We start from the raw sequence: 14,251 nt of genomic DNA on the forward strand, positions 1-14,251 counted from the left end.
GGGGGAAAAACAATGAGTTTTATGACGAGCTTAGAAAACAGCATGGAAAAAATACTTGTTCCAATTGCAACAAAGTTAAATGCACAAAGACATATTGTTGCAATTAGGGATGCATTCATCTTAACCTTCCCATTAACAATGGCAGGTTCATTAATGGTATTAATAAATAATGTTTTACTTCATCCAGATGGGTTTGTAGCTAAACTTATTCACTTAGGAGATTTAATTCCTAATTTAGCAGACTATCAAGCAATATTTGCACCTGTATTAAATGGATCTTTAAACATTTTAGCAATCTTTATAGCATTTTTAATAGCAAGGAATCTTGCAAGAGCTTTAGGTGCAGATGACTTATTAACTGGACTTACTTCAGTATCAGTATTCTTTATAATGTATCCATCAGCAGTAGATGGAAGTATTACAATGCAATATATGGGACCTCAAGGTCTATTCGTTGCAATAATAGTTGGATTATTAGTAGGTGAATTTTTATCAAGGCTTTCTAAGAGCCCTAAACTTGAAATTAAGATGCCAGAACAAGTACCTCCAGCAGTTTCTAGGACATTTAAGATATTATTACCTATAATAATAGTAACAGTTGGTTTCTCAATTCTTAACTTTATATTAGATAAAGTTACAAATGGTGGCGGAATTCATACTATGATTTATAATGTATTGCAAGCGCCATTAACTAAACTTGGAGATAATATTTTCTCAGTAGTAATAATGGTTTTAGTATCAAATTTATTATGGATAATGGGTATTCATGGACCTAACACAATTGCAGCAGTGAGAGAAACTATGTTTGCTGAACCAAATGCCGCTAACTTAGCTTTTGCACAAGCAAATGGAACAGCATGGGGAGCACCATACCCAACAACTTGGGTTTTAACTGATGCCTTTGCTAACTATGGTGGTTCAGGTATGACACTTGGATTATTAATCGCAATATTTATTTTCTCTAAAGCAAAAGATCAAAGAGATATTGCAAAATTATCTATAGGACCAGGATTATTTAATATTAATGAATCAGTAATATTTGGTTTACCAATAGTTTTAAATCCAATCTATATAATACCATTCATATTAGTGCCTATAGTAAATGTTCTTATTGGATATGGTGCAATAATGTTTAAATTGATTCCACCTATAGCTTATGGAGCTGTCTGGACCACTCCAGGACCACTTATTCCGTTTATAGGAACTGGTGGAGTATGGATGGGACTTGTAGTAGGATTTGTTTGTTTAGCAGTCAGTGTATTAATTTATGCTCCATTTGTAATTGCATCAAATAAAGCTGCTATGAAGATGCACGAAAATGAATTAGAAAACACAGAAGCTATGTAATAAGTTAGGAGAATAAGAAATGGATGAACTAGAATTAGTTGCATTTGAAATTATAAGTAATGTAGGAATGGCTAAATCTTTAGCTATGGAAGCAATAAGAGAAGCCAGGAAGAATAATTATGATGAAGCAGAAAAGAAGATAGAAGAGGCTAAGAGGTTTTTAGTAGAGGGGCATCATGCACATTCTGGATTGATTCATAAGGAAGCAAATGGGGAGAAGCTTGAGTTTTCTTTAATAATAATGCATGCTGAAGATCAGCTAATAAGTGCAGAAACTATAAAAGATATAGCAATAGAGCTTATAGAAATGAATAGGACATTCATAAAGAATTAAATGTTCATATAATATATATGTTAAGGCGGCATTAGGAAAATCTAATGCTGCCTTAGTTGTTTTTAAGTAAAATAAGAAAGAAGGAATAACTAATACTATAGTTATTCTTTGGAGAATTTATAAAAATAAATGCGCATATATTATGGTAGTTATTGCTAGGTTGAGAGTTGAAAAGTAGCACTTTGATTAGTATATTTAGTTGCAAATTGATAAAAATAGTACTGAGACAACTAGTAGGAGGGATAAAATGAAAAATTTATGGAAAAATGTAATTATTATTATCGCGTTAACTTTGATATTGTGCAACTGGAGCTATAGTTATTGGGCTATTAAGCTTGATAATGAAGTTAAAATAACTACTGATAATTATTATGTAGGTGAAGTTGAATATGAAAATTTTAATATTAAAGCAAAGATGATAAGAGAAGTTGAAACAAATCAAATCGGATATTGCTTGGAGATTGATAAAGATTATCCAAGTGGAGAAATGTTTAAGGAAAATGGATATGCAACTAAGCAATTAGCTGGAATATTATCTTCAGGTTATCCGAATAAAAGCTACAATGAATTAAATCTTTTCTCAGAAGAGGAAGCATATTTCGCTACTCAAATTGCTGTATGGAGTTTTGTTGAAGGATATGATGTCAATGGATTTAAGGGAGATACTAGAGTTGTAGAAGCTATAAAGAAGATATATAATGAAGGAATAAGATCAGATGAGCAATCATATAGTAATGAATATATATTATATTATTCTAATGATAATATACAAGACATTGCTCTAATTAAAAATGAAAAAAGTAGGCTAAGAGAAGAACAGAAGAAGGAGATTGAAAGAAAGGCTATAGAAGAAAATTCTATGTATGGTAAATAATCAATAAGTTAAAAGGTAATGGGGGAAACATGTGGGAATATATAAACTTAATAGATATAAGTATATTGAGATTTATTAGAGAATATTTTTCTAGTCCTTTAATGGATTCTATAATGATATTTGTAACTAAATTAGGAGATAGAGGATTTATATGGATAGTAATAGGTGTAATTTTATTAATAAGTAAAAAATATAGAAAAATAGGATTTACAATGTTAATTGCTTTAGCTGTAACAAGTATTATTGGAGAAGGAATCATAAAAAATATTATACAAAGACCAAGAGCCTTTACAACTTTTCCAGATATTGAAATAATAATTAAGGCACCCTTATCATATTCGTTTCCATCAGGGCATACTGCATCTTCATTGGCAGCAGCTGTGGTACTCGGGCATTACATAAAGGACTGGAAATATTTATTTTATTTTTTTGCAGCTCTTGTTGCGTTATCAAGATTATATTTATTTGTACATTATCCATCAGATATAATTGGAGGAATAGCATTAGGTGTTGTCTGCAGTTTAGTTACTATTAAAACTATAGAAAATAATAAATGCAAAAAGCTATCATATAGTAAAAAGTAATTTTTCAATCATAGCTATTGAAATTATAATAATTTCGATTATACCTTCCATAGTAACAATTATAAAAAAGAAAAGAATCAATAGTAGAGTTACAATAAATTTAATTTACTCTTAAGTATAAATTTATTTTAAAGGTAAAAGATAATAATATATATATTTATTTAGGAGGTTCAAATTATGGTAATGGAAGAAATAGAAAATAAAATGAAAAGACTATATAAGCAAGTGAAGTCAGGGGAAATGACTCAGGAGATAGCAGAAGAAATATCAGAATTAGCAGACAAAGTTGGCGACATGGGCGAAAATGCTAAGGAAAGCATGAAAAATATGATGAGTGATATGAAAAAAGCTATGAAAAAAATGAAATAAAATAAAAAGCTAACTAAAAATTTTCAAAAAATTAATACTTTTTAGTTAGCTTTTTATATTGAAATACAAGAGCTGAGAAGGATTTTTTGTAAAAATTCACAAAAAAAATGCATCTAATTGTTATAAAATACTATTGAATAAAAACGATTGCAAGGGTATAATTAAGCTAATATAAAGTAAACAAATAAATCAAAACCATTTTATTATTTTCTGGAAACGTTACCTATTTCACGAAGCTTTAGAAAATATAAAATTGTTTTGTGATGGGGGAGCTTATGTATGGGTTAAAAAACTCTTTTCAAAAAATAAGTGAAGAAATTCAAATTCCCTTCAAGATAAGTGAAAAGGATGGATCTGTAATAGCTAATTTCTTACAAAAAAATAATTCGAAAACTGTAAGTAGTATTTTAAGAATGCCAACAGAGGAGTTATTGCTAGAAACATATGAAAATTACAGTAACTGTATTAGTTTATTAAAATACTGCTTAGAACAAGAGTTAAGCAATGCAGTGAAGTCAAAAGAGGAAATAATAGCGGATATAATAAGGGGAAAAGAATTTTCTAATGACATTCTTAAAGAAGTAATAAAAGACAAGCCTTTTAAATTAATACTTATTTATTTGAAGGACAAGCAATCTAAAGCTATAAAGTTAATAGAGAAAAAATACTTAGAGGATGAAAGTATAATAGTTATTCAAGATGAATATATTCTTATAATAAGCAAAAATGATATCAGTAATGAAATTATTAAGGAAACTCTTCTAGGAATTAAAAAAAATATAAAAGAAAAATGTTATATAAGCTATTGCAAAATTGATGAGTATAATGAATTAAAAGAAAAATTTGAGTATCTTAAAGCGAATTTAGAAATTTGTTTGAAATATAATTTACCATCAAAAATATATACTGAAAACTCATTGCTTCTAGAAAAAATAATAAAAGGCGCAGATGAAAAGGAAATTAATAGAGTATATAGAAAGTATAATGATATTTTTTCTAAATTAGATGATGACCTTATAAAGACTATAGAAATATTTTTTAGTGAAAGTTTAAAAATAAGTGAGTCGGCAGAAAAGTTATATATTCATAGAAATACTTTATTTTATAGAATAGATAAAATAAAGAAAATAGTAAATTATGATATATCGAATTTCAATGATGCAGTAGAATTTAAAATTTTATTTCTATTATGGAAAGAGTCAGGATATAAAAATACATTATAAAACTTTATGGAAACGGTACCGGTAAGGTTACCTGTAAACAATAACATAAATTAGTTGATAAACCTATATGGTTTATAAATATAAAGATCTAAAATTAGATTTTGGGAGGAATTTATTATGGTAAAACGTTCAAAATTATTAGCAGTTTTAATTGCTGGTGTAATTGCTACGACTTCTTTAGTTGGTTGTGGTGGAAAGGGTGAAAATGGTGGTACTACTGATGGAGAAAAGAAAACTTTAACAGTATGGTCACACTTTACTACTAATGAAGTTCAAGAATTTGAAAAGGTAGCTAAAGCTTGGGGAGAAGAAAATAACGTTGAAATAAACGTTGTTGAAGACCAAGGAAAGTTTCAAGAAATGATTCAAGCTCTTCAAAGTGATAATGGCCCAGACCTTGTATTAGGAGTTCCACATGATAACCTAGGAACATTCCAAAAAGCAGGTGCAATTGCTGAAGTTCCAGAAGGAATGGTTTCAGCTGATAAATATACTTCTCAAGGAATTGTTGATGCAGTGACTATAGATGGAAAAGTTTATGCAATTCCATTTGCTCAAGAAACAACAGGAATGTTCTATAATAAAGATAAGGTTAAAGAAGTTCCAAAGACTATGGAAGATTTAGTTGCAATGGCAAAGGAAGTTGGATTTGAATATAACATTAATGATTTCTTCTTTTCATATGCATTCTTATCAGCTGGCGGCGGATATGTTTATAAAAATAATAATGGCACATTAGATCCAAATGATATAGGGCTTGGAAATGAAGGTGCAGTAGCAGGACTTCAATTTATTTCAGATTTAGTTAATAAAGATAAATTAATGGCAGCAGATATCACTGGAGATATAGCTAAGGGTGACTTTACATCAGGTAAAGCTGGATTCTATTTCTCAGGTCCATGGGATGTTTCAGGTGCTAAAGAAGCTGGATTAAACTTTGGAGTAGTTCCAATGCCAACTTTAAATGGTAAAGTTCCACAAACATTCTTAGGTGTTCAAACTTCATTTGTTAATGAAAATTCAAAAAATAAAGATACAGCTTGGAAACTTATGGAGGAGTTTGTTGATAAGGGACAAGATATAGTATATAAAACTGGTAGCAGAATTCCTGTAGCTAAAGATTATGTAATTGATGATGAATACACTAAAGCATTTATGGAACAAGCAAAAGTTGCTATGCCAATGCCGAATATAGTGGAAGTTCAAGCTATGTGGGAACCAGCAGCAAATAACTTAAAGTTATTAACTTCAGGTCAAATAGATGCTAAAACAGCTGGAGAAAATATAGTAAATCAAGTAAAAGAAGGTATCAAACAAATAAAATAATAGTTAGCTAAATAGAGATAGGTTTTTACCTATCTCTATATAAAATAAAGGGGGATTTTAAATGGGCATGAAGAGTAAAAGTCGTAAAGCTTATTATTTCTTAGCACCAGCACTTATTTCAATATGTATATTTACACTATTTCCAGTAATATCAACAGTATACTATGCTTTTACTGATTATACTCAGTTTTCAAAGGGTGAAATTAATTTCGTAGGTTTTTCTAATTTCATAGAAGTTTTAGCAGGCCCTTTTAAGGAAACATTTTTACCTGTATTTGCATGGACTTTAACTTTTGCAATAATATCAACACTTGGATGCTTTTTATTAGGATTAGTAATAGCATTGATTTTAAATAATCCTAATATCAAAGAAAGAGGATTTTACAAAGGAATATTAATACTTCCTTGGGCATTACCAGCATCAGTTGCAATCCTATCATTTCAAGGTTTATTTAATGGTAGCTACGGACAAATAAATAATTTATTAATGCAACTACACTTAATTGAAGAACCTATAAAGTGGCTAACAGATCCTAACTTAGCAAGAATGAGTATTTTAATGGTTAATATATGGCTTGGATTCCCTTATATGATGAACGTTTGCTTAGGTTCATTAGCTGCAATACCTGAAGTTTACTATGAAGCAGCAATGGTGGATGGAGCGACTAAGTGGAAACAATTTACGAATATTACTTTACCTTCAATAGCTAAAACAGCGTATCCACTTATAATATCATCATTTGCATTTAATTTTAATAACTTTGGATCTGCTTATTTAATTACAGGTGGTAATCCTCCAAGGTTAAATACTCAGTTTGCAGGATATACAGATATATTAGCATCAGTAAATTATAAACTTTCAATGCAATTTGGAAGATTTGAGATTGCTTCTGCTCTTAGTATAATAATATTTATAATAATTGCAACAATTTCATTTGCGCAAATGAAGGCATCTGGCCAATTTGAGGAGGTTGATTAATATGCAAACAGAGGTAAATTTAAAAAGTATTTCAAGAAAAAAAGATAAAGTAGTGTATAAAAAGAAATTAAGACCTGATGAAGTAAGGGCAGCTTGGGTTGGTAGAATCTTTATATGGATAATGATATTAATAACATTATTTCCTATAGTAGCTGTAATTTCTGCATCAATGGCAAAAGGAAATGCATTTACCCAGACATCATTTTTTCCAACAGAATGGACTTTAGAGAATTATAGAAAAGTATTTGAAAAGACTAACTTTTTATTATGGCTAAAAAATTCATTGATTATTTGTACAAGTGTTGCAGTTATTCAATTATTATTATCAGTTCCAGCAGCCTTTGCCTTTTCTAAGCTAAGATTTTGGGGAAGAAGAAATGGACTTATGAGTTTATTAATTCTTCAAATGTTCCCAGCTGCTATGGCTTTACCAGCAATAATGGGGATAGTTTTCACATATAATTTAACTAATAAACCATGGGTATTAATATTAATATTAGCTGGTGGTAGTGCATACAACATTTGGCTTTTAAAAGGAGCAGTAGACGGAATTCCTGATGAATTGGTTGAGGCAGCTTATATAGATGGAGCATCAACTTGGAAGGTGTTTTCAGTAATAATATTACCTTTACTAAGAAATATGTTAATAGTTATATTCCTATTTGCATTTATAGGAGCTTATAGTGAATTTATGTTTACTTCAGCAATATTAAAGAATGCAGATGTACAAACACTTGTAACTGGATTACAAAAATTTATTAAGGATCAATTTTCTGCAAACTGGACTATGTATTCAGCAGCAGCAGTAATGGTGGCTACGCCAATTGTAGTTATATTCTCACTTTTACAAAAATATATAGCAGGTGGATTAGTTTCTGGTTCAGTAAAAGAATAATGATTTTATCCTTGAATTGAGTCTTATGGTATAATTAATATAGAAATTAATGGAAACGATACCGAATAATTTGTCGAAATTTGGAGGGAGTTATGATAAACATAAGAGATATTGCAAGAATTGCTGGGGTAGGTGTTAGTACAGTTTCAAGAGTTATAAATAATCATCCAGATGTAAAAGAGCAAACTAGAGAAAGAGTATTAGAGGTAATAAGAGAAAATAATTATATACCTAATAATAGTGCTAGAAATCTTAAAAAAAATAATACAAATAATATAGGCGTGTTAATAAAGGGGGTTTTCAACCCATTTTTCTCAGAAATGTTAGACTCAATAAGTAAAAGAATTTCTAAAGCAGGATATTCTATGATTTTAGAGCATCATGATTATTTAAGTGATGATGAAATGAATAATTTAATATCTATGATAAAGGAAAAGAGATTACAGGGTGTAATTTGCTTAGGAGGAAACTTTACAGACGTAAAAAATGATGATTTTAATGATATAAATGTTCCAGTTGTATTAACCTCAATAAATCATAAATATGGAAAAGAGTTTTCAAATTTTTCATCAGTATCTATAGATAATGAGAAATCTGCTTATTCAGCTACACAATATTTAATTAATTGTGGTCATAAAAATATAGCTATAATGCTAGGAGATGAAAATGACTTTGGAATTGGATATTTAAGAGAAGCAGGTTATATAAAAGCATTAAAAGAAAATAACATTGAGTTTAATAAAAACTATAAAATTCTAGGACATTATGATTATAGAGGAGCATATGAAGAAACAGATAAACTATTGAAGAACAATAAAGATGTTACAGCTATATTTGCTATATCAGATATAATGGCTGTAGGATGTGCAAAGGCTATAAAGGATAATGGTTTAGAAGTAGGAAAAGATGTTGCTATAATTGGATTTGACGGTATGGATATTAGTGAATTTTATAGCCCTACAATTACAACAGTTATACAACCTAAAGTAGAAATGGCAAAGATAAGTGTGGATTTATTATTAGATTTAATAGCTAATAAAACTAATAATAAGCACGTTATATTAAATACAGAGCTTGTTGAAAGAGAATCAACAAATTTCAAAATAAGCAAGTAAAAACTATAAAAACTAATCTATTCATAATAGCACGAGATCTTGCTATTATGAATAGATTATAAATAATATAGATTTAAAATTAATTAGTAATAACTCCTAGTAATATAAATAAATTTCTCTTATGTATTAATATAGTAAGTTGGTAATTTATTATAAATAACTTTCAAAACAGAATAATAATTACAGTACAGAAATAGGTTTTATGAGAAATGAGGTAAAATTTATGAAAAGAAGTAGTGGCATATTGATGCATATTTCATCATTACCAGGTAAGTATGGAATAGGCACATTTGGAATGGAAGCGTTTGCCTTTATAGATTTTTTAAAAAAGAGCGGACAAGGGTGTTGGCAAATACTACCATTAGGACAAACTAGTTACGGAGATTCACCATATCAATGCTTTTCAGCATTTGCTGGCAATCCATATTTTATAGATTTTGATTTATTAGAGAAATATGGCTTATTAGCTAAAAAAGATTATTCAACTTTAGACTATGGATTAGATGAAAATTGTGTGGATTATGCAAAATTATTTATAAATAAAAATAAAGTATTAAGAATTGCATATGAAAATTCTAAAAATAAATATGACAAAGAAATAAATAAATTTATAGAAGAAAATAAATTTTGGTTAGAAGACTATGCTTTATATATGGCAGTTAAGAATCATTTTAATTTAGTTAGCTGGCAAAATTGGAATGATGACATAAGACTTAGAAAGAAAGAAGCTATAGATTCTTATAAGGCATTATTAAAGGATGAAATTGATTATTGGATATTTATTCAATATATGTTCTTTAAGCAATGGTATAGTTTAAAAAAATATGCTAATAGTAATGGAATTAAAATAATAGGCGATATTCCAATTTATGTATCAGAAGATAGTGCAGATATATGGAGTAACCCAGAATACTTTAATGTTGATGAAAATATGTTACCAATAACAGTAGCAGGTTGTCCACCAGATACATTTTCAGAAACGGGTCAACTTTGGGGAAATCCTATATATAATTGGAATAACTTAGATAAGGATGGCTACAGTTGGTGGATAGATAGAGTTAGAGAAAGCTTTAAGCTATATGATGTAGTAAGGATAGATCACTTTAGAGGGTTTGAAGCATATTGGGAAATACCTTATGGAAATAAAACTGCAGAATTTGGACAATGGACAAAAGGGCCAGGAATAAAGCTATTTAATGCAATAAAAAGTAAACTTGGGGATGTTAATATAATAGCAGAAGATTTAGGGATGATGACTGATGAAGTTATTGAACTTAGAGATACAGCAGGTTTCCCAGGAATGAAGATATTACAGTTTGGGTTTGGAGAGGGAGATAGCAGAGATTTACCTCATAACTACCCAGTTAATTGTGTAGCTTATACGGGTACTCATGATAACGATACTGTTTGCGGATGGTATAATGTTACAGGAAGCAAAAAAGAAATAGAGAAAGCTAAAAAGTATTTAAATTTAACTTATGAAGAAGGAATTGCAAGGGGGTTAATAAGAGGAGTTTGGGGAAGTCCAGCTTACTTAGCAATAACAACTATGCAAGATTTATTGGGATTAGGTAATGATGCAAGAATGAATATGCCTTCTACTTTAGGTGGTAACTGGATATGGAGAGCTTCAGCAAAGGATATAAATAATAAGTTAGCAGAAGAGATTTATGATTTAACAAAATTATATGGCAGAACAAAATAATTTTAACTAGATTATTAAAATAATCTCCTATAAAAATTATGAATAAAGCTCATAGAGAATATTCTCTATGAGCTTTATTCATAATAATGTTAAGATATATAATATCTAAAAAATTTAATGTAGGTGGTTTAAAATGAGAGTTCTAGTAATGAGTGTAAAGTTGAGAGCAAGTTGGGTACATTCTTTAAAAGAAAAGAGGATGGTGGTCAAAAGCATAACTCAAAAGCTAAAAAATAAATTTAATATTTCAGTAAATGAAGTAGAAGATCAAGATATTCATCAAAGTATAGTAATTGCTATTTCAGGAATATGTTCAAGTAGTTCGCAGGTAGATTCTACAATGGAAAATATAATTAATTTTATTGAGTTAAATACAGATGCAGAGCTTATTGGTATAGAAAAAGATGTTATAATGTTTAAGTTTTTATAAAAATAAATACATAAAATTCAAATTAATAGGTTGACAATCTAAACCAATAAATGTATATTAGTATCAATAGAAAAAATAAATAATTTGATTACGTTTCTTATCAAGAGTGGTGGAGGGACTGGCCCTGTGAAACCCAGCAACCTGTAATAGGATTAAATGATAAGTCTAATTTGTGTTAGATAAAAGTTTATTCTTATTAAGTTTGGTGCTAAATCCTGCAGCTTTTTAGCTGATAGATGAGAGAATAAATTAATATGTGAGTTTACGCGCACTAGAGATTTATTCTCCAGTGCGTTTTTTATTTTGCTTTAAGTTTCTTTAAAGGGGGAATGGCTTGTGATTAAAATTAATAACTTAAGTAAAAGATTTAATGATGTTGAAGTTATAAAGGGAGTTTCGCTTAAGATAGAAGAAGGAGAGATATACGGAATTATAGGACATAGTGGGGCAGGGAAATCTACATTACTTAGATGTATAAATGGTTTAGAAAACTATGAAGATGGATCAGTTACAGTGATGGGAAGAGAAGTGAAAAATTTAAGTGGATTGGAACTTAGGGAGTTTAGAAAAAAATTAGGAATGATATTTCAAGGATTCAATTTACTAAGTAGAAAAACAGTATCTGAAAATATAGCATTACCATTAGAAGTATGGGGATATGAAGAAGAGTATAAAGAATATAAGTTTGAAAATAAAGAAAAGGGAGTAAAGTCATATAGTTACAAAAAATTTAAAAAAGAAAAAATAAATGAAAGAGTTACTGAGCTTTTAAACTTAGTAGGCCTTTCAGAAAAAGCAGATGTAAAACCATCAAGCTTAAGTGGTGGACAAAAGCAAAGAGTAGCAATAGCAAGGGCTTTAGCATTAGAACCTAAAATTTTACTTTGTGATGAAGCTACATCAGCTTTAGATCCTAAAATAACAAAAGATATATTAGCACTTTTATCAAAGATAAATAAAGAATTAGGTATAACAATTGTTATTGTTACCCACCAAATGGAAGTAGTTAAAGAGGTTTGTGAAAAAGTTGCATTAATAGAAGGGGGCATTTTAAAAGCAGAAGGCAATTCAGAAGACTTATTCTTAAAACCAGGACTTTCCCTTAAGAAATTTTTAGGGGATCAAGATGATGAGCTACTACCTACAACAGGGATTAACATAAAACTATTTTTCCCAAGTACATCATCAGAAAATGCTATTATTACAAAAATGGCTAGAGAGCTAAATGTAGATTTTTCAATTGTTTGGGGCAAATTAGAAAAATTTAGAGATGATGTACTTGGAAATTTAGTAATAAATGTAGAGTTAAATGATAAAGAAAAAGTAATAGAATATTTAGAAAGTAAAAATGTGGTATTGGAGGTGCTTAATTAATGTCAGAAATATTAATACCAGCGTTTAATAAAACAATTGCCATGGTTTTTTTCTCAACATTATTTTCGCTTATATTAGGATTTATACCAGCAATTATATTAGTAGTTACAGCTCCAAATGGTTTAAAGCCTAACAAGATTATATACAGGGTTTTAGATACAATAATTAATATATTAAGAGGGTTTCCATTTTTAATTTTAATGGTAGCAATAATACCATTTACAAAATTAATAGTAGGAAAATCAATTGGTACACCAGCAGCTATAGTACCATTAACAATAGCTGCAGCACCTTTTGTAGCAAGAATAATAGAATCATCTTTAAAAGAAGTAGATTCAGGAGTTGTGGAAGCTGCAAAATCATTTGGTGCTTCTAATACACAAATAATTTTTAAAGTTATGTTAAAGGAAGCAGTGCCTTCAATAATATCAGGACTAACATTAACTATAATAAGTATAATAGGATATTCAGCTATGGCTGGAACAGTAGGTGGGGGTGGTCTTGGTGATGTAGCAATAAGATATGGCTATCAAAGATATCAAACGGATATTATGATTGTAACAGTAATAATTTTAATAATAATCGTACAAGTATTACAGTCACTAGGAAACTATCTATATAAAAAATTATCAAAATAAAGCATATAAAAATTAAATTAATATATAAAGATAATTGTTAAGTTATAAATGATAACTATTAATTAAAAGGATATTGAAGTTGATAAAGCTTCAATATAAAAACTCTGTAAGAGTTTTATCTTCAATTATCAATTATGAATTGTCAATTATCCATTATTTTAAGGGGGTTAAAGAAATGAAAAGAAAATCAATTTTATCATTATTATTAACAGGGGCTTTAGCAATAAGCTTAATAGGTTGTGGAAATTCAAACAATGAATCAGAAGCAGGTTCAACAACTGAAGATAAAACAATAACAATAGGGGTTACTCCAGTTCCTCATAAGGAAATAGTAGAAGAAATAAAACCTGATCTTGAAGCTGAAGGATACACAGTAAACATAATAGAATTTACAGATTATGTAACACCTAATACATCTTTAGCGGAAGGCGAATTAGATGCAAACTACTTTCAAACAATTGCATATTTAGATGAAACTAATGAAGGAAAGGGATTAGATTTAACTTACACAAAAGGAATTCATTTGGAGCCGCTAGGCGTTTATTCTTCAACTATTAAAAGCCTAGATGAATTAAAAGAAGGAGCAACAGTTGCAGTGCCAAATGATCCATCAAATGAAGCTAGAGCTTTAAGAGTACTAGAGGGTGCAGGATTAATAAAATTAAAAGAAGGTGAGTTAGTTACACCAAAGGATATTACAGAAAATCCTAAGAATCTTAAATTTGAAGAGCTTGAAGCAGCTCAATTACCAAGGGTTTTAGAAGAAGTAGGTATTGCTGTTATTAATGGAAACTACGCACTTGAAGCAGGCTTAAATCCAGCTGAAAATGCTTTATATTTAGAAGATGCAACTAAAGAAGCTTCTAAGAAATATCATAATGTATTAGCGGTGAAAAAAGGAAATGAGGATAGCGAAAAAATTAAAGCTTTAACAAAAGTTTTAACATCAGATAAAGTTAAGAAATTTATTGAAGAGAAGTATAATGGATCAGTAATTCCAACTTTCTAGAAATCAAGCAAAATATAAAGACTGAAAGAGTGAGTAAGAAAATAAATTT

The 14,251-nt window shown here is 29.2% G+C and carries 15 protein-coding genes and 1 riboswitch; all 15 genes read left to right on the plus strand.

Annotation, left to right across the window (positions count from 1 at the left end):
* Window positions 1–12 precede the first annotated feature (12 nt).
* The 15 genes from J7M87_RS03800 to J7M87_RS03870 all read left to right on the plus strand — a co-directional run bounded on the left by J7M87_RS03800 (window position 13) and on the right by J7M87_RS03870 (window position 14,202).
* Window positions 13–1,347: a PTS sugar transporter subunit IIC gene (locus J7M87_RS03800; RefSeq protein ID WP_291648813.1), complete on the plus strand. Its 1,335-nt coding sequence runs from the start codon at window positions 13–15 to the stop codon at window positions 1,345–1,347.
* Window positions 1,348–1,366: 19 nt separating this feature from the next.
* The gene (locus J7M87_RS03805) at window positions 1,367–1,681 is read left to right on the plus strand and encodes a PTS lactose/cellobiose transporter subunit IIA (protein WP_291648815.1); all 315 of its coding nucleotides are present in this window, start codon (window positions 1,367–1,369) and stop codon (window positions 1,679–1,681) included.
* A gap of 247 nt (window positions 1,682–1,928) precedes the next feature.
* Complete coding sequence (locus J7M87_RS03810) at window positions 1,929–2,555, plus strand: thioester domain-containing protein (RefSeq protein ID WP_291648817.1); 627 nt, start codon at window positions 1,929–1,931, stop codon at window positions 2,553–2,555.
* A 29-nt stretch (window positions 2,556–2,584) separates the two neighbouring features.
* Window positions 2,585–3,139, plus strand: coding sequence for a phosphatase PAP2 family protein (locus J7M87_RS03815; RefSeq protein WP_291648819.1), 555 nt, complete (start codon window positions 2,585–2,587; stop codon window positions 3,137–3,139).
* A gap of 177 nt (window positions 3,140–3,316) precedes the next feature.
* Window positions 3,317–3,508 carry a hypothetical protein gene (locus J7M87_RS03820; protein WP_291648821.1) on the plus strand — a complete coding sequence of 64 codons (192 nt, stop codon included), beginning with the start codon at window positions 3,317–3,319 and terminating at the stop codon, window positions 3,506–3,508.
* 275 nt (window positions 3,509–3,783) lie between these two features.
* Window positions 3,784–4,731 (plus strand): helix-turn-helix domain-containing protein, encoded by a 948-nt coding sequence (locus J7M87_RS03825; RefSeq protein WP_291648823.1) that lies wholly within the window; start codon window positions 3,784–3,786, stop codon window positions 4,729–4,731.
* 117 nt (window positions 4,732–4,848) lie between these two features.
* Window positions 4,849–6,057: a maltose ABC transporter substrate-binding protein gene (locus J7M87_RS03830; protein ID WP_291648824.1), complete on the plus strand. Its 1,209-nt coding sequence runs from the start codon at window positions 4,849–4,851 to the stop codon at window positions 6,055–6,057.
* Window positions 6,058–6,118: 61 nt separating this feature from the next.
* A complete protein-coding gene (locus J7M87_RS03835; RefSeq protein WP_291648826.1) occupies window positions 6,119–7,036 on the plus strand; it encodes a sugar ABC transporter permease in 918 nt (305 codons plus the stop codon).
* 1 nt (window position 7,037) lies between these two features.
* Window positions 7,038–7,931, plus strand: a complete 894-nt coding sequence (locus J7M87_RS03840; RefSeq protein ID WP_291648828.1) for an ABC transporter permease subunit — start codon at window positions 7,038–7,040, stop codon at window positions 7,929–7,931.
* A 95-nt stretch (window positions 7,932–8,026) separates the two neighbouring features.
* Window positions 8,027–9,046, plus strand: a complete 1,020-nt coding sequence (locus tag J7M87_RS03845) for a LacI family DNA-binding transcriptional regulator (RefSeq protein ID WP_291648879.1) — start codon at window positions 8,027–8,029, stop codon at window positions 9,044–9,046.
* Window positions 9,047–9,269: 223 nt separating this feature from the next.
* The gene (gene malQ / locus J7M87_RS03850; RefSeq protein ID WP_291648830.1) at window positions 9,270–10,751 is read left to right on the plus strand and encodes a 4-alpha-glucanotransferase; all 1,482 of its coding nucleotides are present in this window, start codon (window positions 9,270–9,272) and stop codon (window positions 10,749–10,751) included.
* A 133-nt stretch (window positions 10,752–10,884) separates the two neighbouring features.
* Window positions 10,885–11,181: a DUF503 domain-containing protein gene (locus J7M87_RS03855; protein ID WP_291648831.1), complete on the plus strand. Its 297-nt coding sequence runs from the start codon at window positions 10,885–10,887 to the stop codon at window positions 11,179–11,181.
* A gap of 94 nt (window positions 11,182–11,275) precedes the next feature.
* A riboswitch (SAM riboswitch) is annotated at window positions 11,276–11,424 on the plus strand.
* 93 nt (window positions 11,425–11,517) lie between these two features.
* Window positions 11,518–12,555, plus strand: a complete 1,038-nt coding sequence (locus J7M87_RS03860) for a methionine ABC transporter ATP-binding protein (RefSeq protein WP_291648833.1) — start codon at window positions 11,518–11,520, stop codon at window positions 12,553–12,555.
* The gene (locus tag J7M87_RS03865; protein ID WP_291648836.1) at window positions 12,555–13,193 is read left to right on the plus strand and encodes a methionine ABC transporter permease; all 639 of its coding nucleotides are present in this window, start codon (window positions 12,555–12,557) and stop codon (window positions 13,191–13,193) included. Before J7M87_RS03860 ends, J7M87_RS03865 begins: the two co-directional genes overlap by 1 nt.
* Window positions 13,194–13,368: 175 nt before the next feature.
* Window positions 13,369–14,202: a MetQ/NlpA family ABC transporter substrate-binding protein gene (locus tag J7M87_RS03870; protein WP_291648838.1), complete on the plus strand. Its 834-nt coding sequence runs from the start codon at window positions 13,369–13,371 to the stop codon at window positions 14,200–14,202.
* The last annotated feature ends 49 nt before the right edge of the window (window positions 14,203–14,251 follow it).

This window comes from Clostridium sp. (assembly GCF_017888565.1).
Lineage (GTDB): Bacteria > Bacillota > Clostridia > Clostridiales > Clostridiaceae > Clostridium.

What these genes read in the sequence shown, in the direction of transcription:
- J7M87_RS03865 (WP_291648836.1), top strand. Translation starts at nt 12,555, where the DNA reads ATGTCAGAAATATTAATACCAGCGTTTAATAAAACAATTGCCATGGTT.
- malQ (WP_291648830.1), top strand. Translation starts at nt 9,270, where the DNA reads ATGAAAAGAAGTAGTGGCATATTGATGCATATTTCATCATTACCAGGT.
- J7M87_RS03855 (WP_291648831.1), top strand. Translation starts at nt 10,885, where the DNA reads ATGAGAGTTCTAGTAATGAGTGTAAAGTTGAGAGCAAGTTGGGTACAT.
- J7M87_RS03825 (WP_291648823.1), top strand. Translation starts at nt 3,784, where the DNA reads ATGTATGGGTTAAAAAACTCTTTTCAAAAAATAAGTGAAGAAATTCAA.
- J7M87_RS03820 (WP_291648821.1), top strand. Translation starts at nt 3,317, where the DNA reads ATGGTAATGGAAGAAATAGAAAATAAAATGAAAAGACTATATAAGCAA.
- J7M87_RS03800 (WP_291648813.1), top strand. Translation starts at nt 13, where the DNA reads ATGAGTTTTATGACGAGCTTAGAAAACAGCATGGAAAAAATACTTGTT.
- J7M87_RS03815 (WP_291648819.1), top strand. Translation starts at nt 2,585, where the DNA reads ATGTGGGAATATATAAACTTAATAGATATAAGTATATTGAGATTTATT.
- J7M87_RS03840 (WP_291648828.1), top strand. Translation starts at nt 7,038, where the DNA reads ATGCAAACAGAGGTAAATTTAAAAAGTATTTCAAGAAAAAAAGATAAA.
- J7M87_RS03870 (WP_291648838.1), top strand. Translation starts at nt 13,369, where the DNA reads ATGAAAAGAAAATCAATTTTATCATTATTATTAACAGGGGCTTTAGCA.
- J7M87_RS03835 (WP_291648826.1), top strand. Translation starts at nt 6,119, where the DNA reads ATGGGCATGAAGAGTAAAAGTCGTAAAGCTTATTATTTCTTAGCACCA.
- J7M87_RS03810 (WP_291648817.1), top strand. Translation starts at nt 1,929, where the DNA reads ATGAAAAATTTATGGAAAAATGTAATTATTATTATCGCGTTAACTTTG.
- J7M87_RS03830 (WP_291648824.1), top strand. Translation starts at nt 4,849, where the DNA reads ATGGTAAAACGTTCAAAATTATTAGCAGTTTTAATTGCTGGTGTAATT.
- J7M87_RS03805 (WP_291648815.1), top strand. Translation starts at nt 1,367, where the DNA reads ATGGATGAACTAGAATTAGTTGCATTTGAAATTATAAGTAATGTAGGA.